The organism is Lentzea sp., from assembly GCF_035525475.1.
In the GTDB taxonomy this organism is placed as follows: domain Bacteria; phylum Actinomycetota; class Actinomycetes; order Mycobacteriales; family Pseudonocardiaceae; genus Lentzea.
This window is the reverse complement of sequence record NZ_DATLEC010000124.1, coordinates 15,610-34,040: the sequence shown is the minus strand read 5'-3', so window position 1 is coordinate 34,040 and position 18,431 is coordinate 15,610. Positions and strand designations below refer to the sequence as shown.

The window sequence follows — 18,431 nt, the reverse complement described above, 5'->3', positions numbered from 1 at the left end:
CGCCATCCAGCGGACGACGTCGGTGAGCTGGAAGCCGCGTTCCCGCGCGCCCGTCCACACCGCGGGCAGGCCGAGCTGCAGTGACGCGATGCCGCCCCACGCCGTGGCGAAGTCGCCCTGCTTGAGCTCCACCGTGCTCGGCGAGTGGTCGCTGACGACCAGGTCGATCACGCCGTGGCGCAGGCCCTGCCACAACGCCTCGCGGTTCTCCGCCTCGCGGATCGGCGGGCAGCACTTGAACTCCGTCTGCCCGTCGCGGATCTCCTCGGCCGTGAACGTGAGGTAGTGCGGGCACGTCTCGGCCGTGATCGGCAGGCTCTCGCGTTTGGCGGCCTCCAGGATGGAGAGCGCGTCCGACGACGAGAGGTGCAGGATGTGCGTGCGCGCGCCGGTCTTGCGGGTCAACGCCACGACATCGCTGATCGCCTTGTTCTCCGCTTCGCGCGGCCGTGACGCCAGGAACCCCGCGTAGTCCGGTTCCGAGTCGCGAACCGTGTGCGCGTCCTCGGCGTGCACGATCGTCAACGCGTCGAGCGTGGCCAGCCGCCGCAGGGCGGCCTCGAGCTCGTCGGTGGTGACGGCGGGGAACTCGTCCACGCCCGAGTGCAGCAGGAAGCACTTGAACCCGAAGACCCCGGCGTCGTGCAACGGCTTCAGGTCGGCCAGGTTGCCGGGGACGATCCCGCCCCAGAACCCGACGTCCACCGAGACGGTCGCCGCGGCCTTGCGCTTGATCTCCAGCGCCTCCACCTCGACCGTCGGCGGGATGCTGTTGAGCGGCATGTCGATGATCGTCGTGACGCCCCCGGCCGCGGCGGCCCTGGTGGCGGTCTCGAAGCCCTCCCACTCGCTGCGGCCGGGGTCGTTGACGTGCACGTGCGTGTCGACGAGGCCGGGCAGCAGCACCTCGTCGTCCGCGAGGTGCACGACGTTCGGCGAGTCGATGCGCGGCTCGACCGCCACGACCCTGCCGTCGACGACACCGACGTCGCACGCGATCTCGCCCTGCGGTGTGACGGCCCTGCGGGCGCGGAAGACCAGGTCCATGTCCCTCACTCTGACACCCAGTCGCGGGCGATGCGACCGCCGAGGACGTGCAACAACTCCTTGGCCAGCGCCATGCACCGCGTGACGTCCGGTTCGACGTCCAGCAGCGCGTAGGCGGCCTTGAGCCCGAGGTCACCGGGTTCGACCGAGCACTGGCCCGCCACCGCGACCACCGGCACGTCGCCCGAGGCCCTGACGACCCCGTACGGCGCCTTGCCGTGCCTGGTCTGCGCGTCCAGCGAGCCCTCGCCCGTGATCACCAGCGACGCGCCGGCGACGGCCTCGGCGAACCCGGCGAGCTCCAGCACGACCTCGATGCCCGGCCGGAACCGCGCACCCAGCACCGCGAGAGCGGCGAACCCGATCCCGCCGGCCGCACCCGCGCCGGGCAGTGAGGCGTACTCCGGTCCGATGCGCCGGGCGAACTCGGCGAGCCGCGCTTCGAGGATCTCCACCTGCCTGGGTGAAGCCCCCTTCTGCGGCCCGTAGACCGCCGCGGCGCCGGAGGGGCCGAGCAGCGGATTGTCGACGTCCGAGGCCAGCACCAGGTCGACGCCGTCGAACGACGTCCTGCCCAGCGCTTCGAGCATCCCCGCGCCACCGTCCGTGCACGCGCTGCCGCCCAGCCCGAGCACGATCGTGGAGCAACCGACGTCCAGCGCGGCTTTCAGCAGCTCACCGACGCCGTGACTGGTGGCGTCCAGTGGCGCGGGTTCCTCCAGCAGCGTCAGCCCGGCCGCCGAGGCCACCTCGACCACGGCGGTCGTGCCCCGCACGGCGAAGGACGCGGGCACCGGCTTGCCGACCGGCCCGGTGACCCAGCGCCCGACCCTCAGGAACCCGGCGGCGACGGCGGCGTCGACCGTTCCGTCGCCGCCGTCGGCCACCGGGACCAGGCGCACGTCCACGTCCGGGACCGCCTCCCGCAGGCCGCGCGCGACGGCGGCGGCGACCTGCGGGGCGGTGAGCGATCCCTTGAACTTGTCCGGCGCTATGACCACTCTCGGGACCACTCCCGGGACCACTCCCGGGACCACTCGACTCACGGGACGGGCTCGAATTCCTTCATCGCGGCGATCGACGTGCCGTTCGCGGTGTTGCCCTCGCGTTCGATCATGATCTCCACGAGCACCGGCCGCCGCGTGCGGTCGGCCTCCTTGCGCGCCCACTCCAGCGAACCGCGGATCTCGCCCGGATCGGCCACGCGGACGCCGGAGCAGCCGTAGGCCTCCATGATCTTGACGTTGTCCGAGCCCGTGGTGTCGTAGTGGATGTCGACCTCGTACTTCATGTCGTAGCCGCCGTGGTCCTCGGCCATCCTGATCAGGCCGAGGTACTCGTTGTTGAGCATGATCAGCACGAACGGCACGTCGTACTGGGCGCCGACCGCGAGCTCCTCAACCAGGAACTGGAACGAGTAGTCGCCGACGATGCCGACGACCTCGGCGTCCGGCCTGGCCTTCTTGACCCCGATCGCGGCCGGGATCTCCCAGCCGAGCGGTCCGGCCTGGCCGCACACCTGGTAGCGGCGCGGCCTGTGCGCCTTCTGGTGCTGGCCGGACCAGATCTGGTAGAGCCCGATGGCCGTGACGAAGTAGGTGTCCGGGCCGTAGAACTCGTTGATCTCCTTGAACACCCGCGGCGCCTTGACCGGCACGGTGTCGAAGTCCTCGCGCCGCAGCAGGGTCCGCTTGAGCTCCTGGCAGCGGTCGACCCACTCACCCGCCGCACGTGGGCCCCTCGAGCGGGCCTTCTCCAGCAGCGCCTGGAGGAACAGCCTGGTGTCGGCGACGATCCCGAGGTCGGGCCCGAAGACCTTGCCGATCTGCGTCGGCTCGACGTCGACGTGGATGAACTTCCGGTCACCTCGGTAGGTCGTGAGGTCACCGGTGTGCCGGTCGCCGAACCGCGCACCGAGCGCCAGCACCAGGTCGGACTCCAGGAAGGACGCGTTGCCGTAGCGCTGCGAGGTCTGGATGCCGGTCATGCCCGCGTAGAGCGGGTGGTCCTCGTCGATCGCGCCCTTGCCCATCAACGTGGCCTGGATCGGGATCTGCAGGAACTCCGCCAGCTCCAGCAGTTCGGAGGACGCCTCGCCGAGGATGACACCGCCACCCGCGAGCAGCAACGGACGTTCGGCGGCCAGCAACATCTCCAGCGCGCGCTCGACCCGTGCGTCGGACGGCGCGCTCTTCTGCACCGGCAACGGCTCGTCGATCGCCGGGTCCCACTCGATCTCCTGCTTCTGCACGTCGATCGGCAGGTCGATCAGGACCGGGCCCGGACGGCCGGAGCGGGCGATCCGGAACGCCTCGCGGAAGATCCACGGCATCTGCGCGGCTTCCTTGACCTGTACCGCCCACTTCGTGACGGGGGCGGCGATCGAGACGATGTCGACGGCCTGGAACGCCTCCTGGTGCAGCTTGGAGACCGCGGCCTGGCCGGTGATGCACAGGATCGGCACGGAGTCGGCCTGCGCGGTGTAGAGGCCGGTGATCATGTTGGTGCCGGCGGGACCCGAGGTGCCGATCGCGACACCGACGTTGCCGGTCGTGCGCGACCAGCCGTCGGCCATGTGCGTTGCGCCCTCCTCGTGCCGCACGATGAGGTGCTCGATGGTGCCGTCCTGCTCCATCGCCTTGTACAGCGGGAGGATCGCGGCGCCGGGGCAGCCGAACACGGTGTCGACGCCCTCGGACTTGAGGACCTCGACGACCGCCTGCATGACGGGGATCTTCGGCATGTGTCAGGCCCTTCCCGCGAAGTTCTCGATGACCTTGAGCAGCGCGGAGTGGTCGAGCGACCCGTACCCCTGCGCGCGTGCCGCCGCGACCAGTGCGGCGATCTGGTTGGTGACCGGAAGCGCGATGCCGGCGGCGCGCGCCGCGTCCAGTGCGATGCCCATGTCCTTGTGGTGCAGGTCGATCCGGAAGCCGGGCTGGAACTCGCGGGCGATCATCGACTCGCGCCTGAGGTCGAGGATCCGGTTCGCCGCGAGCCCGCCCGCGAGCACGTCCAGGCCCGCCTTCGGGTCGACGCCGGACGCCTCCAGCAGCACGATCGCCTCGGCGACCAACGCGTAGATGCCGCCGACCACCAGCTGGTTCGCGGCCTTCACGACCTGGCCGGCGCCGTGCGGCCCGACGTGGACGACCGTCTTGCCGACGACCTCCAGGAACGGCCTGGCGGCGGCGAAGTCGGCCTCGGTGCCGCCGACCATGATGCTCAGGGACGCCTGGACCGCACCGGTCTGACCACCGCTGACCGGTGCGTCGAGCACCCGCACGTGGGTCAGCTCGCGAGCGATCTCGATCGACGTGGACGGGCGGATCGTGCTCATGTCGATCAGCAACGTGCCGTCGTCGAACGTCACCTCGTCGATCACCGCCTCGACCTGCGGGTGGTTCGGCAGCATCGTGATGACGACCTCGGCGCCGCTCACGGCCTCCTGCGCGTTCGACGCGGCCTTGCCGCCGTCCGCGGTGAGCTTCTCCAGCGACGCGGAGCTGAGGTCGAAGCCCGTCACGTCGTGTCCCGCGGCTACGAGGTGGGCCGCCATCGGCGAGCCCATGATGCCGAGTCCGATGAAAGCAACGGTGGATCCCTTTGGCCGGGTCATGCGTTGTCCCTCCAGGCGAAGGAGTGGGTGACGGGCTTGTACTCGGCGCCGACGAAGCCGGAGTAGCCGTTGGCGCGGAGCTTCGCGATGTGCCCGAACAGGTCGAGCTCGCCGGTGCCGGGCTCACCACGTCCGGGAGCGTCGGCGATCTGCACGTGACCGATGCGGTCGACGTGGTCGGCGAGGATGTCGAGGTCGTCGCCGTTCGTGGCGAGGTGGTAGAGGTCGGCGAGCAGCTTCACGTTGCCGCGGTCGATCTCGTCGATCAGGTCGAACGCCTGTCGGGCGGTCCTGATCGGGTACCTCGGCGCGCCGCTCAGCGGTTCGACCACGAGCTGGACGCCTGACTCGGCCGCCACGTCGGCGGCGAAGCGGTAGTTGGAGACGGTCTGCGCGGTGGTCTCGAAGTTGCCGTGCAGCGCGTTGAGCGTGCGGCAGCCGAGGCGAGCCGCGATGGCGACGGTGACCTCGACGTTCGTGCGGAACTCGGTCTCCCGGCCCGGCCAGCTCGCGAGGCCCCTGTCGCCCGCGGGCATGTCGCCCGCGAAGAGGTTGAGGCCGACCAGGCGCACCCGCGCGTCGATGATCGCGTTCTCGAACGCCTCGATCTCGCGCGTCTCGGGCACGGCCTCCGCGAACGGCCACCAGATCTCGACCGCGTCGAACCCGGCGGCCCGTGCCGCTGCCGGGCGCTCCAGCAACGGCAGTTCGGTGAAGAGCATGGACAGGTTTGCGTCGAACATCGCGTGGTCGCCTTCCCCCAAAGATTTCACATTGCGGAAGTTATATTTCGTACTACGGAGACACTAGACATCCCGGAAGGCGTCGGTCAAGAATGTGGAAACTAGATTCCGCGATACAGAAACTTGGAGAGCCGTGGACAGCTTCAACAGCGCCCCGGAGGCCGAGCTCCGGCCTCTGCTCACCGAGTGCCTCGCGGTGCCCCGCTGGGTCGACGCGGTCATGGCCGGCCGGCCCTACGCGTCGGTTGACGCTCTCCTCGCGGCTTCTTCCGTTGCCGCACAAGGGCTTTCCGACGAGGAGGTGCTCGGCGCCATCGCCGGGCACCCGCGCATCGGCGAGCGGCAGAGGACGGGCGGGGTGTCCGCGACCTGGTCGCGGTCCGAACAGTCCGGTGTGGACAGCTCAGAGGCGGACCGCCTGGCGGCTGCGAACGCCGCGTACGAGGATCGGTTCGGGCACATCTACCTGGTGTGCGCGACCGGCCTGAGCGGTGCGGAGATGCTCGGCAACCTGTCCAGTCGCATGGACAACCCGCCGGACGCCGAACTCCGCGTCGTCAACGACGAACTCGCGAAGATCGCCGCCTTGCGGCTGCAGAAGCTGATCGGGAGCTGATCAACATGGCCATCGTCCTGGGCCCGAACCAGTACGGGAAGGCGGAGAACCGCCTCGTCACGGTGTCGCGCAACGGTTCCGTGCACACGATCAAGGACCTGACCGTCAGCACCTCGCTGCGCGGCGACCTCGCCGACACGCACCTCACCGGCGACAACGCCAAGGTGCTGGCGACCGACACGCAGAAGAACACGGTCTACGCCTTCGCCAAGCAGGCCCCGGTCGGCGAGATCGAGGACTTCGCCCTGCGCCTGGGCCGCCACTTCGTGAGCTCGCAGGAACCGATCACGGGCGCGCGCATCCTGGTCGACGAGCACTCGTGGAACCGCATCGACGGCCACGACCACGCGTTCGTCCAGGGCTCCCACGAGAAGCGCACCACGGCCGTGACGATCAGCGGCTCCGAGGCGTGGGTCGTCTCCGGCGTGCGCGACCTCGTGGTGCTCAAGTCGACGGGGTCGGAGTTCCACGGCTATCCGAAGGACCCGTACACGACGCTGAAGGAGACCGACGACCGCATCCTGGCGACGTCGGTGACGGCCCGCTGGCGTTATGCCGGCACCGAGGCGGACTGGGCGAAGTCGTTCGCCGAGATCCGCTCGGTGATGCTGAAGACGTTCGCGGACAAGCATTCCCTGTCGTTGCAGCAGACGCTGTACGCGATGGGCGAGGCCGTCCTCCAGTCGCACCCCGAGGTCGCCGAGGTGCGGCTCTCCATGCCGAACAAGCACCACTTCCCGGTGGACCTCAGCCCGTTCGGCCTGGACAACGACAACGAGGTCTTCTACGCCGCGGACCGCCCGTACGGCCTCATCGAGGGCTCTGTGCTCCGCGACGACGCCCCCGGCGCGGGTCAAGCCTGGAGTACTTTGCCAGCCTTCTGAACACCACCGGGCTGAACAGGCTCGCCGGCGTCGCGACCATGTGCACGACCCGGACGAAGCGGCGGAACAGGTCGGGGTCGTGCACGATCCCGGCCTGCCACTTCCCGAGGTACCAGCCGAGCAGGCCGCGGCGCCTGGTCTCGACCCAGCCGCGGTCGGCGTTGCTCGACATCGCCCACGTCCCCTTCGAGGTCCGCGCGACCTTCCGCTGGAACGCCCGGCAGCCGCGGGCGCTGAAGTCGCCGTGCCGCCGGAACAACAGCGCCTCCATCGCCGCGACCGTGATCCCCTGCCCGTACACGGGGTTGAACGCGCACACCGCGTCTCCCACCGCCACCAGCCCGCCGGGCCAGTTCGCGGTGTCCTCGAAAGCGTTGCGGCGACTGGCCGTGCGGGCGAACAGGTAGACGGGCGTGAGCGGTTCGGCGTCGGCGAGCAACTCGGAGATCGGCACCCGCAACGAGTCCAGGAACTCCTGGTACCCGTCGAGGTCGCGCGGCGGGTGATCACCGGCGGCACCCTGCGCGGTGACCATGAGCCGGTCGCCCTCGACGCGCATCGCCGCGACGCCCCGGGTCAGGTTCGGCGCGGACAGGCTTTCCGCGTACGCCACGGGGAAGTCCTCCGGCGCGGTGTAGATCCGGGTCGCGTACCCGGTGCGCGAGTCGACCACCTCGGGTTCCGGCGTGGTGATCCCCGCGGCGGCCAGCCAGGCCGCCAGCTTCGACGACCTGCCGGACGCGTCGACGACCAGGTCCGCGTCCACCTTGCCGTCCCGCGTGAGCACGCCGTCCACGTCACCACCGCGGAACGACAGCCCCGTGACGTGCACACCGTCCACGATCCGGGCCGTGACGCGGCGCCGGACGCAGGTCTCCAGCAGCGGGCGGCTCAACGAGAGCAACGGCATCCCCGTGTGCGCCGTGGCGAGCCAGCCGAGCGGGTTGAGGATCCGCATGTCGCCCGCGTCGGCGAGGGACGCCCCCGCCCGGACGAGCTCCTCGCGCAGTCCGGGGAACAGCTCCTCCAGCACCTCGCCGCCGCGCACCAGCAACCCGTGCACATGCCTGCCCTGCGGCACGCCTGCCCGGTACTCGACCTCGTCGGACAGCTCGTCCCGCTCCAGCACCACCACGTCGTCGCACGTCTCGGTCAGCACCCGAGCGGCGAGCAAGCCGGCGATTCCCCCACCGATCACCACAGCCTTCATCGGGCCATTGAACCAGCGATCAGCCGAAGCTCAGCGGTTCTCGCTCGTACGCAGGGACATCTGCTGATCACGCCACGAGTGGAACAGGTCCGCCTCGTGGTACCAGTCCACACCGGCCGGCCGTTCGCCGGTCGTCATGAACTCGACCAGCAGCTGCTTGTACAGCCCCAGCGGAACACCGACACCGGGCGGGAAGTCCGTGTACTTCTCGTTGACGTACGGCGCTTCCTCAGACCCCTTGGGCCAGCCCATGAAGGAGTTGTCGACGTAGTACATGTAGCCCCACGCACCGCGCACGGCGAGCACGACGTTGTGGTCCGGGTCGCCGTCGGCGGTGAGCGGCCGGCCGAAGTGGTCGAGCGAGCCGTCGTTGCACTCGGGCCTGGCGAGCAGCCTGATCAGCGTGTCCACGTCCGCCTCGCACGCGACGACCTGGTACCTGCGCTCCGCCGAGTCGAGGTCGGGTAGGCCGGTCCAGAGGCCCGCACGCATGCTCATGCGAGCCACCCTGCACCCATCGCCCGGAACATTCGACAGCCGCGGACAGAACCACACGAACGGGTGATGACCCGTTCAGCCCGACCGTGTTGCGAGGCTCCTCAGCCCCGTCTCGTCGAGACCGGTCGCGACCTGCACTTCCGCCGGGTCGAGCGCACCGCAGTCCACCGCGCGGAGGAAGAACGACGACAGCGCCTGGGCGGTCGCCGGCTCGTCCAGAACGCCTCCGGAGACGTGCTCCACGTACGACTTCAACCGCGCGGCGTCGGCCTCCAGGCCTTCGCGGTAGAAAGCGTAGACGGCCGCATAGCGCGTCACCAGTTGCGCCGGGTGCAGGTCCCAGCCCTGGTAGAAGCCGTGTTCCAGCGAACGCCGCACGAGCCGGTAGTGCGTATCCCAGCCGTGCTGCTTCTGGTCGCCGACGGGCAGCACGTTCGTGGAACCGTCGGACAGCCGCACTCCGGTTCCGGCGGCGGAGACCTGCATGACGTGCCGCGCGAAGTCGCACGCGCCGTGCGCCAGGTGTTGCTGCGCCGCGGAAAGCCCGCAGCCCGCCGTGTAGTCGTAGGTGCCGAAGTGCAACCCCGTCACCTTGCCGCGACCGGCCTCGATGAACCGCGGGATCGCGAGCCGTCCTTGCGAATCCACAATGGACTGGGTGGTCTCGATCTGGATCTCGAACCCCAGGTCCCCGCCGAAGAGGTCCAGGACGTCCGCGAACACCTCGACCTGCTCGGCCGACGTCACCTTCGGGAAGGTGATGACGAAACCCGGCGGCACCTCCTCCAGCGCCGTCAGGAAGATGTCGAGCGTGCGCAGTCCGCGCTCACGCGACTCGACCGTGTCGAACGACTTGATCCGCAGCCCGAACGACGGCGGCGCGGTGCCGTCCTCGACCCAGCGCGACACGAGGTTCGCCGTGCTCTCGGCGTCCATGTCCTCGACGTCGTCCTCTGGCGAGCCGTAGCCGTCCTCGAAGTCGATCCGCAGGTCCTCGACCGGCTCGCGCCGGAGCTTGGCCTCGACCCGGTCAAGCACGCCTTCGGGCAGCTCCGGGAGCAGGTCCGGTTCGATCGACTCCAGCGCCTCGCGGCCCCAGTCGGCGACCGTGGTGCCGATGATCCGGCCGGCGGGCACGTAGCACGTGTGCACGGGCTGACGGCCCACCGGCCAGACGCGTTCCACAGTGGACAGACGCGCTGTCACTCGCGCGATGTCCTCGGGTGACAGCGATGTCCGGTACATCAGATGCGCTCGTACGCCGGCAGTGTGAGGAAGTCGACGAAGTCCTCGGACAGCGCGACCTGCTCGAACAGCTCGACGGCGGCCTCGACGTGCGGACCTTCGAGCTCATCGCCGACCCGCGCCAGCACCTCGCGGACGGCGTCCGCGGTGACCTGCGTGCCGTCGTCGAGCACGACCTCGTTGTGGATCCACTGCCAGATCTGCGACCTGCTGATCTCCGCGGTGGCCGCGTCCTCCATCAGGTTGTGGATGGCGGCAGCACCGTTGCCACCCAGCCACGACGCGATGTACCGCACCCCGACGTCGACGGCGCTCTCCAGCCCCGCCCGCGTAGCGGCACCTCCCGCGGACTTGAAGTCCAGCAGCTGCGCGGCGGTCACGGAGACCTCCGGCCGCTGCTTGTCGACCTGGTTCGGCCGGTCCCCCAGCACCCCGTCGAAGATCTCACGGCAAATCGGCACGAGATCAGGATGCGCCACCCACGACCCGTCGAAACCATCGGTGGCCTCGCGCGTCTTGTCCTCGCGCACCTTGCGCAGCGCGTTCTCGGTGACCTCAGGATCACGCCGGTTGGGGATGAACGCCGCCATGCCACCCATGGCGAAGGCCCCGCGCTTGTGACACGTCTTCACCAGAAGCTCGGTGTACGCGCGCATGAACGGCGCCGTCATCGTCACACTGTTGCGGTCCGGCAGCACGTAGTCAGCGCCAGCGTCGCGGAAGTACTTGATGACGCTGAACAGGTAGTCCCACCGGCCGGCGTTGAGCCCGGACGCGTGGTCGCGCAGCTCGTAGAGGATCTCCTCCATCTGGAACGCGGCCGGAATCGTCTCGATGAGCACCGTCGCGCGAATGGTGCCGTGCGGAACGCCCTTCAGCTTCTGCGCCGTGGTGAAGACGTCGTTCCACAGCCGCGCCTCGAGGTGTGACTCCATCGTCGGCAGGTAGTAGTAGGGCTTGCCGAGTTCGGCGTTGTGGAAGAAGTGCAGCCCGAAGTCGACCAACGCGCCAACGGCGTTCCTGCCCCCGAACTGCAAGTTGCGTTCGTCAAGATGCCACCCGCGCGGCCGCACGACGATCGTCGGGTAGGGCCCGCCCTTGAGCCGGTACTCCTTGCCCTCGGGCGAGGTGAACTCGATCGTCTCCCGCGCAGCCTCGTACAGGTTCACCTGCCCCTGCACGACGTTGTCCCAATGCGGTGTGTTCGCGTCCTCGAGATCCGCAAGCCACACCTTCGCACCGGAGTTGAGCGCGTTGATCGTCATCTTCCGCTCGGTAGGCCCGGTGATCTCCACACGACGGTCCCGCAACGCCTCAGGCGCCTCAGCCACCCGCCACTCGCCGTCACGCACGTGCTTCGTCTCGTCGAGAAACCCGAGAGGCCTCCGCTCAGCCCGCAGGGCGAGCAGCTCGTCCCGGCGACCGGCGTGCGCCTCGTGCAGCTTGGCGACGAACTCAAGAGCCTCTTCGCTGAGGACCTGCACCTGCATCCACCTCTCTCGGTTTTGCTGTGTGGACTATAGTTTTTGCATTGCGGAACTGCAATGAGAGGAGCCGCACCGTGTCCACAGGTGGCGTGCAGTCCCTGCAAAGAGCCTTCGACCTGCTGGAACGCCTGGCAGACGCAGGCGGAGAAGCCTCCCTGTCAGAGCTGGCAGCGACATCAGGCCTCCCCCTGCCCACAATCCACCGCCTGATCCGCACCCTCGTCACGCTGGGCTATGTCCGCCAGAACAGCAACCGCCGCTACACCCTGGGTTCCCGCCTGATCCGCCTGGGCGAAACCGCCTCCCGCCAATACGGCACCTGGGCAAGACCATTCCTCTCCCAACTGGTCGACTCGGTGGAAGAAACGGCAAACCTGGCAGTACTGGACGGCGACGAGGTCGTCTACGTGGCACAGGTGCCCTCAAAGCACTCAATGCGCATGTTCACAGAGGTAGGCCGCCGCCTGCTGCCCCACGGCACAGGCGTGGGCAAGGCGATGCTGTCGCAACTACCGCGAGACGAGGTCCGAGCCCTACTGGACCGCACGGGCCTACCGGCCTACACGTCGAACACGATCACAGACGCCACCACACTGCTGACCGAACTGGACGAGATCGCAGCACGAGGCTTCGCGCTGGACGAGTCCGAACAGGAACTGGGCGTCCGCTGCATAGCGGTGCCGGTACTGGGCGGTCCAACGCTGGCAGCGGTATCGGTGTCGGGCCCAGAGGGCAGGCTGACGAAGGACGCGGTGAACCGCATCCTCCCGGAAGTGCTGGCAGTGGCAAAACGCCTGGCAGACCAGCCAAGCTAGGGCGAGGCACCCGCGAAGCCGAAGGCGGGCAGTCCGGCTTTTGAGCGAAGCTCTCAGCAACCACCAACGCAACGCGCAGCCGCCCAACGCACCAGGCGTGCCATCACCCCACGGTCGGCGCGGTCCCCCGACCAGATTGCCGGGGGTCCGGGGCAGAGCCCCTGGGGAAACCCCAAAACAGGAACCCGTCAACGAAACAGGGGGACGCCACGGCCAGAACGCGCACATACGCATGCGACCGCAGGCGTCCCCCCGACCTGGGAACCCCTACAACTCAACCTACTCAGGGGGTCCGACAAGATCATCCAAGCAAGGCGTCCACAAAGGCGCCAGGCTCGAACGGAGCCAAGTGGTCAGCCCCCTCACCAAGCCCGACCAGCTTCACCGGCACCCCGAGCTCGCGCTGAACCTGGAAAACGATCCCACCCTTGGCCGTGCCATCCAGCTTGGTGAGAACAATCCCGGTAATGGCAACCTGCTCAGCGAAAACCCGAGCCTGGGTCAACCCGTTCTGCCCGGTGGTCGCATCCAGAACAAGCAGAACCTCATCAACAACAGCCTGCTTCTCCACCACACGCTTGACCTTGCCGAGCTCATCCATGAGCCCGACCTTGGTGTGCAACCGCCCAGCGGTGTCGATCAAAACGGTGTCAACTCCGGCATCAACACCACGCTTGACAGCATCAAAGGCAACAGAAGCAGGATCCCCACCCTCAGGCCCACGGACGGTCTCAGCCCCGACCCGCTTGCCCCAGGTCTCCAACTGATCAGCAGCAGCAGCACGGAACGTGTCAGCGGCCCCGAGCAACACCGTGCGCCCATCGGCGACAAGTACCCGGGCAAGCTTGCCGGTAGTAGTCGTCTTGCCCACGCCATTGACGCCGACGACAAGCAGAACAGCCGGCTTCCCGGCATGCGGCAGAGCCTTCAGGGACCGGTCCATCTTCGGCTCAAGAGCATCAACCAGAACAGACCGCAGCAAAGCGTGAGCCTCCGCCTCGGTCCGCACCCCGGAAGCGACGATCCGAGAACGCAAGGTCTCCACGATGTCGGCGGTCAGCGCGGCGCCGAGGTCCGCGATCAGCAGCGTGTCCTCGACGTCCTGCCAGGAGTCCTCGTCCAGGTCACCGGCGCCGAGCAGCCCCAGCAGCGAGGTCCCGAACGCGTTGCGCGACTTCGACAGCTTCCCGCGCAGCCGCTCCAGGCGGCCGGAGGTCGGCTCGATCTCCTCGACCTCGGACGCCTCGACGGGCAGGTCGATCTCGACGAAGCCGCGCTTCTCCGAGTCACGGGGCACCGAGGCGTCGTCACCGACACCGGGCTGACCGTCCACCTCGGTTCGATCGGCGACCGGGTGTGCGACTGGATGCGCAACCGGGGTCTCGGACACCACGACGGCCTCGGCGACCGTCGAGTCGGGCGCGGCGGGGGCCAGCGAGATGCTGGACGAAGCCTGGTACGCGCCGGGGCGAGGCCCCTCCTCCTTCTGGGTCAGGCTGATGCGGCGGCGACGCGTCAGCACCACGCCGGTCACCAGCGCGGCGATCAGCACGACCGCTACTACGACGAGGATCAGGACAAGGGAAGACGTCGACACGGGACCATGGTTTCACAGGCCCGCATGTGACCCGTCAACCATCTGCTGCTCATTTAGGCGAAGATTTCACCACAGCCCTTGCGCCCGCCTGCAGTGTGGAATAGACCACACGTCGTGAGAGTGATCGGACTGATCTCCGGCACGTCGATGGACGGCATCGACGTCGCCGTCGCCGACCTTTCGGTCCACGGCGACGTCGTCGAGCTCGTGCCGGTGCAATGCGCCGAGCACCCGTTCCCGAAGGACCTGTTGGCCAAGCCGCGGGACCTGGCTGAAGTGTGCGCCTTCGACACGTCGCTCGGGCAGGCTTTCGGCGAAGTCGCCGCCGGGTACCTGCCGGCGGACCTGATCTGCTCGCTCGGCCAGACCGTCCACCACGAGGTCCAGGACGGCGACTGCCTCGGCACGCTGCAGCTCGGCCAGCCCGCGTGGATCGCCGAGCGGACCGGTCTCCCCGTCGTCGCCGACCTCCGCGTGCGCGACGTCGCCGCGGGAGGCCACGGCGCGCCGCTCGCCTCCACGCTCGACGCGCTCTGGCTCGCCGGGGACGCGCCCGCGATCGCGTTGAACATCGGGGGCATCGCCAACATCACGGTCGTCCGGCCCGGCAGCCCGCCGATCGCCTACGACACCGGTCCCGGCAACGCCTTGCTGGACGCCGTCGTGGAGGTCATCTCCGGCGGGCTGCGGCGCCAGGACACCGACGGCGAGTTCGCGAGCCGCGGCCACGTCCGGGAGGACGTGCTCAAGAAGCTGCTGGCCGACCCGTACTACGCCAAGCCGTGGCCGAAGTCGACGGGCAAGGAGCTCTTCAACGCCGGCTACCTCCAGGGCTTCCCGACGGTCCCAGCCGAGGACATGCTCAGGACGCTCGTCGAGCTGACCGCGCGCACCATCGCGGACGCGTGCCGGGCCCACGACGCGAGCACCGTCGTCGCGTCCGGCGGGGGGATGCGCAACCCCGTGCTCGTCGACGCGCTCACGAAGGCGCTCGACCCGATCCCGTTGCGGATCAGCGACTCGCTGGGCCTGCCGCGCGACGGCAAGGAGGCCTACCTCGCCGCACTGCTCGGATTCCTGACGTGGCACGGGATCCCGGGCAACACGCCGTCCGCGACCGGCGCGTCCGGCCCGCGGCTGCTCGGCAGCATCACGCCCGGCGACGGGCCGCTGAGGCTGCCGGAGCCCGTCACGACCGCAGTGACCAAGCTGAATGTGGGGGAACCGAAGTGCGCGCACTAGACCTCGCGATCATCGCCCTGTTCCTCGTCGGCATGCCGTTGATCGGCATGGCGATCGGCGGCAGGCAGAAGTCGTCCACCGACTACTTCGTCAGCGAGAAGCGCATCTCGTGGTGGGTCGTCTGCCTGTCCGTGGTGTCCGCGGAGACCTCGACGCTCACCGTGCTGAGCGTCCCGGTGATCGCCTACATGGCGACGCCCGCGCAGGGCGGCATGACGTACCTGACGCTCGCGCTGGGCTACATCGTCGGCCGGATCATCGTCAGCTTCGTGCTGCTGCCGCGCTACATCGCCGGTGACCTCGTGACGGCGTACGCGTTCCTGGGCAAGCGGTACGGCGACGGCATGCGCGCCACGGCGTCCGTGACGTTCCTCTTCACGCGCCTGCTCGCGGACGGCATCCGGCTCTTCGCGACCGCGATCCCGATCAAGGTCGTGCTGGCCGAGTACGGGATCACCGCGTCGTACTGGGCGATCGTGGCGGCGCTCGGCATCGCGATGGTGTTCTACAGCTTCTTCGGCGGCGTCCGCGCCGTCGTGTGGGTCGACGCGATCCAGATGCTCTGGTACGTCCTGGGCGGCGTCGTGGTCATCTGGGTGCTGGCCGGCCAGCTGCCGGACGGCTGGTTCTCGAAGGCCGCCGACGTCAACAAGTTCCAGCTCTTCGACTTCACCTCGTCGCCGCTGACGGGCGCCTACCCGTTCGTCGCGGCGTTCTTCGGCGGCGCGCTGCTGTCGATGGCCTCGCACGGCGCGGACCAGCTGATCGTGCAACGGCTCATGGCCACGCGGGACGTGAAGTCGGCGCAGAAGGCGTTGATCGCCTCCGGTTTCGTGGTGTTCCTGCAGTTCGCGTTCTTCCTGTTCATCGGCGTGATGATGTGGGCGTTCTACGCCGGCGTCGACCCGGTGAAGGACCTGGGCCTGAACAACAAGGACGAGCTCTTCGCCCACTTCATCGTCAACGACCTGCCGAGCGGCCTGTCCGGCTTCGTGATCGCCGGCATCCTCGCGGCCGCGCTGTCGTCGTCGCTGGGCGCCTTGGCCTCCAGCACGGTCACGGACGTCTACGAACGCATCCGCAAGACCCCGATGACCGACGACGAACGCCTGCGCCACGGCCGGATCTGGACCCTGGTGTGGGCGGGCCTGCTGATCGTCTGCGCGGGCGTGTTCGCCTCCTCGAACAAGACCACGGCGGACCCGATCGTGGTGCAGGCGCTCGGCATCGCCGGCTACACCTACGGAGCGCTGCTCGGGGCCTTCCTCCTCGGCCTGATCTTCAAGCGCGTCACGCAGGCGGACGCGATCATCGCGTTCGCGGCGACCGTGCTGGTCGTCGGTTTCGTGATCCTCGGGGTCAAGTTCGTCGGCAGCACGCCGACGATCGACTTCGCGAAGGCCGACGCCACCCGCAAGTCCCTGACCGGCTGGTGGAACACGCCCCTGGGGGTGGCGGTCACCCTGCTCGTGGGCGGGTTGCTGTCATTGCGGCACTCACGCGGTGTGGCGGTAGGAGATGAGCTCGACGTGAAGGCGAAAGCCTAGGCGGGCGAACATCTTCTGCGACGACTCGTTGCCGGTGTAGATCGACGCGGCGGCCTGCGGTCGTGCACCGCGGTCCGCCGCGAGCTTCCACAGCAGCTCGGTGACGAGGGCGGCGCCCACGCCCTGACCGCGGAGATCGGGTTCGACGGCCACGAAGTCGATGTAGTACTCCTCGGGCTGGGCTTTGCCCGCGGCGTACCCGAGGACGCGTGTGCCGTCCATGGCGACGACGACCATGCGTGTCGCCGGGTCGGATTCGACGAGTTGTTTGCCGGACAGGTACGTCCGCGGGAAACATCGCTCGTGCAGGACCGCGACGGCCTCGTGCACGAACCGGTCTGTCGGGAGCACGCGCATCTCGCGTTCGCTGGGGCACTTGGCGTCCCGCAGCAGCAGCGTGCGCAGGTCCCCGTTGTCGAGGACGTGGATGGCGCTGGCCCTGCCGGCGGAGAAGCCGTGGCGTTCGGCGAACGCCGCCAGCCGCCGGTGCGCGGTGTGGCCGTAGAGCTCGAGGTCGGTGACGCCGGTGAGGAGCTCGGTGGCGCGCCGGAACAGGGCGTCGGCGGTCTGGTCCCAGATGCGGCTGCCCGCCGGGTGGTTGACCGGTACGTCGACGAACGGCCCGTGCAGCCACGCGCGGTTCAGCTCGGCGTCGACCTCCACGCTGAGCATGCCGGTGATGTTGTCGTCGGCGTCGACGGCCACCACCGTGCAGTCGGCCCAGCTGGGCTCGAACTCGCCGAGCTCCGCGCGGAGCTCTTCGACTGTCTCACCGAGGTAACCGATGTGATGCGCCTTGTCGGCCTGGAGCCGGACCAGCAGCGCCATCGTGGCGCCGAGGTCGCCAGGTTCGGCGAAACGGATGTCGTACATAGAAGAATGGTTGCTCGCACGGCCGTTCGAAGCGAGGGAGTTTTCCGGCGAACCGAGACGCGCGCGTGCGGGCGCTCGACTCGCGTAAAATGGCGGGGATGTCCTCCGGTTCAGACCACCCCGACACGCTCGCCGTCCGCACCGGACTGGCGGAGTCACGGGCGCACGCGGGCGACTTCCGCGGAGCGATCACCGAGTTCAGGGCGCTCGTGAAGGAGCGCACGGCGGCAGCCGGCGCGGACGACCCCGGGACGCTCGCCGCCCGTCTGAACCTCGCGCGGCTGCTCGGCACGGCGTCGCAGCTCAGCAAGGCCATCAGCGTCTGCGAACCCCTGCTGCGCGACCAGGTGCGCGTCCTCGGCCCCGAGCACGCCGACACCCTGGAGACCCGGCAGCTGCTCGCCAACCTGCGCTACAAGGCGGGCGACCCCGAGGGTGCCGCCGAGGAGCTGGAGCGGTTGCTGGCGGCCCTGTCGCACCTGTTCATGCCCACCCACGACCGGATCACCGGGGTGAAGCGCGACATCGCGTTCCTCCGGCGCTCCTCCTGATCGTGGGAGACAACACTCACACCGGCGACCAGCCCGGTAGTGGTAGCTCCCCCACGATCGCGGGACGACACCCAGATTCGGGCTTGCAGGGCTGGTGAGGGTGGGGGACTCTTCTACAGTGAGTGAGGAAACGATCCAACTCGATCTCAACGAATCCGGGGTGGCCGTCGACCTGCCCTTGCCGCCGAACAACCGGGACAGTGTCCAGGGAGTTCCGTACCGGCCGGTCGAATTCCGAGACGATGATCTGCCGGCCGCGCTGGAACGTGCTGCCGCCTGGTTGCGGCAGACCCAGGAGTGGCTGGGCGAGCCCGTGGACGTCATCGCAGTTCATCTCGACTACGACGACACCCACGGCAACCCGTACTACGACCTCAAGTTGCTCTGCAACGACGAGGACCTGGCGGGCGTGCCCAAGGTCATGCGAGAACACGAAGGGGCCGCTACCGGCCAGTAG

The 18,431-nt window shown here is 68.7% G+C and carries 18 protein-coding genes; 7 read left to right on the top strand and 11 right to left on the bottom strand.

The window, feature by feature from the left end:
- The 5 genes from allB to VM306_RS21160 form a co-directional block, all read right to left on the bottom strand.
- The coding region (allB, locus tag VM306_RS21180; protein WP_325517689.1) for an allantoinase AllB at window positions 1-1,047 on the bottom strand (1,047 nt) is incomplete at its 3' end.
- Between the two features lie 5 nt (window positions 1,048-1,052).
- Entirely contained in the window at window positions 1,053-2,048 is a 996-nt protein-coding gene (locus tag VM306_RS21175) for a glycerate kinase (protein ID WP_325517687.1), read from the bottom strand.
- 41 nt (window positions 2,049-2,089) lie between these two features.
- Window positions 2,090-3,790 carry a glyoxylate carboligase gene (gcl, locus tag VM306_RS21170; RefSeq protein WP_325517685.1) on the bottom strand — a complete coding sequence of 567 codons (1,701 nt, stop codon included), beginning with the start codon at window positions 3,788-3,790 and terminating at the stop codon, window positions 2,090-2,092.
- A gap of 3 nt (window positions 3,791-3,793) precedes the next feature.
- Window positions 3,794-4,666 carry an NAD(P)-dependent oxidoreductase gene (locus VM306_RS21165; protein WP_325517683.1) on the bottom strand — a complete coding sequence of 291 codons (873 nt, stop codon included), beginning with the start codon at window positions 4,664-4,666 and terminating at the stop codon, window positions 3,794-3,796.
- A complete protein-coding gene (locus VM306_RS21160; protein ID WP_325517693.1) occupies window positions 4,663-5,409 on the bottom strand; it encodes a hydroxypyruvate isomerase family protein in 747 nt (248 codons plus the stop codon). The genes VM306_RS21165 and VM306_RS21160 overlap by 4 nt, the downstream gene beginning before the upstream one ends.
- A 94-nt stretch (window positions 5,410-5,503) precedes the next feature.
- Between VM306_RS21160 and uraD the strand changes: the two genes are divergently transcribed.
- On the top strand, window positions 5,504-6,025 hold the full coding sequence (gene uraD / locus VM306_RS21155; RefSeq protein WP_325517681.1) for a 2-oxo-4-hydroxy-4-carboxy-5-ureidoimidazoline decarboxylase: 522 nt from the start codon (window positions 5,504-5,506) through the stop codon (window positions 6,023-6,025).
- Window positions 6,026-6,030: 5 nt separating this feature from the next.
- On the top strand, window positions 6,031-6,909 hold the full coding sequence (pucL, locus tag VM306_RS21150; protein WP_325517679.1) for a factor-independent urate hydroxylase: 879 nt from the start codon (window positions 6,031-6,033) through the stop codon (window positions 6,907-6,909).
- Here pucL and VM306_RS21145 read toward each other — a convergent pair.
- The 4 genes from VM306_RS21145 to aceB form a co-directional block, all read right to left on the bottom strand.
- Window positions 6,836-8,119, bottom strand: coding sequence for an FAD-dependent oxidoreductase (locus VM306_RS21145; protein WP_325517676.1), 1,284 nt, complete (start codon window positions 8,117-8,119; stop codon window positions 6,836-6,838). The genes pucL and VM306_RS21145 overlap by 74 nt on opposite strands.
- Window positions 8,120-8,149: 30 nt before the next feature.
- Window positions 8,150-8,617: an Imm1 family immunity protein gene (locus VM306_RS21140; RefSeq protein WP_325517675.1), complete on the bottom strand. Its 468-nt coding sequence runs from the start codon at window positions 8,615-8,617 to the stop codon at window positions 8,150-8,152.
- Between the two features lie 75 nt (window positions 8,618-8,692).
- Window positions 8,693-9,862: a DUF6986 family protein gene (locus VM306_RS21135; protein ID WP_414672425.1), complete on the bottom strand. Its 1,170-nt coding sequence runs from the start codon at window positions 9,860-9,862 to the stop codon at window positions 8,693-8,695.
- Window positions 9,862-11,346, bottom strand: coding sequence for a malate synthase A (gene aceB / locus VM306_RS21130; RefSeq protein WP_325517671.1), 1,485 nt, complete (start codon window positions 11,344-11,346; stop codon window positions 9,862-9,864). The genes VM306_RS21135 and aceB overlap by 1 nt, the downstream gene beginning before the upstream one ends.
- 77 nt (window positions 11,347-11,423) lie before the next feature.
- On the opposite strand from aceB, the gene VM306_RS21125 reads away from it, so the two are divergent.
- Window positions 11,424-12,164, top strand: coding sequence for an IclR family transcriptional regulator (locus VM306_RS21125; protein WP_325517669.1), 741 nt, complete (start codon window positions 11,424-11,426; stop codon window positions 12,162-12,164).
- Window positions 12,165-12,465: 301 nt separating this feature from the next.
- Here the strand turns inward: VM306_RS21125 and ftsY are convergent, their stop codons facing one another.
- Complete coding sequence (gene ftsY / locus VM306_RS21120; protein ID WP_325517667.1) at window positions 12,466-13,761, bottom strand: signal recognition particle-docking protein FtsY; 1,296 nt, start codon at window positions 13,759-13,761, stop codon at window positions 12,466-12,468.
- A 114-nt stretch (window positions 13,762-13,875) separates the two neighbouring features.
- On the opposite strand from ftsY, the gene VM306_RS21115 reads away from it, so the two are divergent.
- The gene (locus VM306_RS21115; RefSeq protein WP_325517665.1) at window positions 13,876-15,003 is read left to right on the top strand and encodes an anhydro-N-acetylmuramic acid kinase; all 1,128 of its coding nucleotides are present in this window, start codon (window positions 13,876-13,878) and stop codon (window positions 15,001-15,003) included.
- Window positions 14,991-16,550: a sodium:solute symporter gene (locus VM306_RS21110; protein WP_325517663.1), complete on the top strand. Its 1,560-nt coding sequence runs from the start codon at window positions 14,991-14,993 to the stop codon at window positions 16,548-16,550. The genes VM306_RS21115 and VM306_RS21110 overlap by 13 nt, the downstream gene beginning before the upstream one ends.
- Here VM306_RS21110 and VM306_RS21105 read toward each other — a convergent pair.
- Window positions 16,500-17,423, bottom strand: a complete 924-nt coding sequence (locus tag VM306_RS21105; RefSeq protein ID WP_325517661.1) for a GNAT family N-acetyltransferase — start codon at window positions 17,421-17,423, stop codon at window positions 16,500-16,502. The two genes, VM306_RS21110 and VM306_RS21105, sit on opposite strands and share 51 nt — an antisense overlap.
- Before the next feature lie 98 nt (window positions 17,424-17,521).
- On the opposite strand from VM306_RS21105, the gene VM306_RS21100 reads away from it, so the two are divergent.
- Together VM306_RS21100 and VM306_RS21095 are read left to right on the top strand one after the other, a co-directional pair.
- Complete coding sequence (locus tag VM306_RS21100) at window positions 17,522-17,974, top strand: tetratricopeptide repeat protein (protein WP_325517659.1); 453 nt, start codon at window positions 17,522-17,524, stop codon at window positions 17,972-17,974.
- A 118-nt stretch (window positions 17,975-18,092) separates the two neighbouring features.
- Window positions 18,093-18,431, top strand: a complete 339-nt coding sequence (locus VM306_RS21095; protein ID WP_325517657.1) for a hypothetical protein — start codon at window positions 18,093-18,095, stop codon at window positions 18,429-18,431.

Coding starts and splice junctions, on each gene's coding strand:
- VM306_RS21100 (WP_325517659.1), top strand. CDS start 17,522: ATGTCCTCCGGTTCAGACCACCCCGACACGCTCGCCGTCCGCACCGGA.
- gcl (WP_325517685.1), bottom strand. CDS start 3,790: ATGCCGAAGATCCCCGTCATGCAGGCGGTCGTCGAGGTCCTCAAGTCC.
- VM306_RS21140 (WP_325517675.1), bottom strand. CDS start 8,617: ATGAGCATGCGTGCGGGCCTCTGGACCGGCCTACCCGACCTCGACTCG.
- VM306_RS21165 (WP_325517683.1), bottom strand. CDS start 4,666: ATGACCCGGCCAAAGGGATCCACCGTTGCTTTCATCGGACTCGGCATC.
- VM306_RS21105 (WP_325517661.1), bottom strand. CDS start 17,423: ATGTACGACATCCGTTTCGCCGAACCTGGCGACCTCGGCGCCACGATG.
- VM306_RS21145 (WP_325517676.1), bottom strand. CDS start 8,119: ATGAAGGCTGTGGTGATCGGTGGGGGAATCGCCGGCTTGCTCGCCGCT.
- VM306_RS21160 (WP_325517693.1), bottom strand. CDS start 5,409: ATGTTCGACGCAAACCTGTCCATGCTCTTCACCGAACTGCCGTTGCTG.
- pucL (WP_325517679.1), top strand. CDS start 6,031: ATGGCCATCGTCCTGGGCCCGAACCAGTACGGGAAGGCGGAGAACCGC.
- VM306_RS21135 (WP_414672425.1), bottom strand. CDS start 9,862: ATGTACCGGACATCGCTGTCACCCGAGGACATCGCGCGAGTGACAGCG.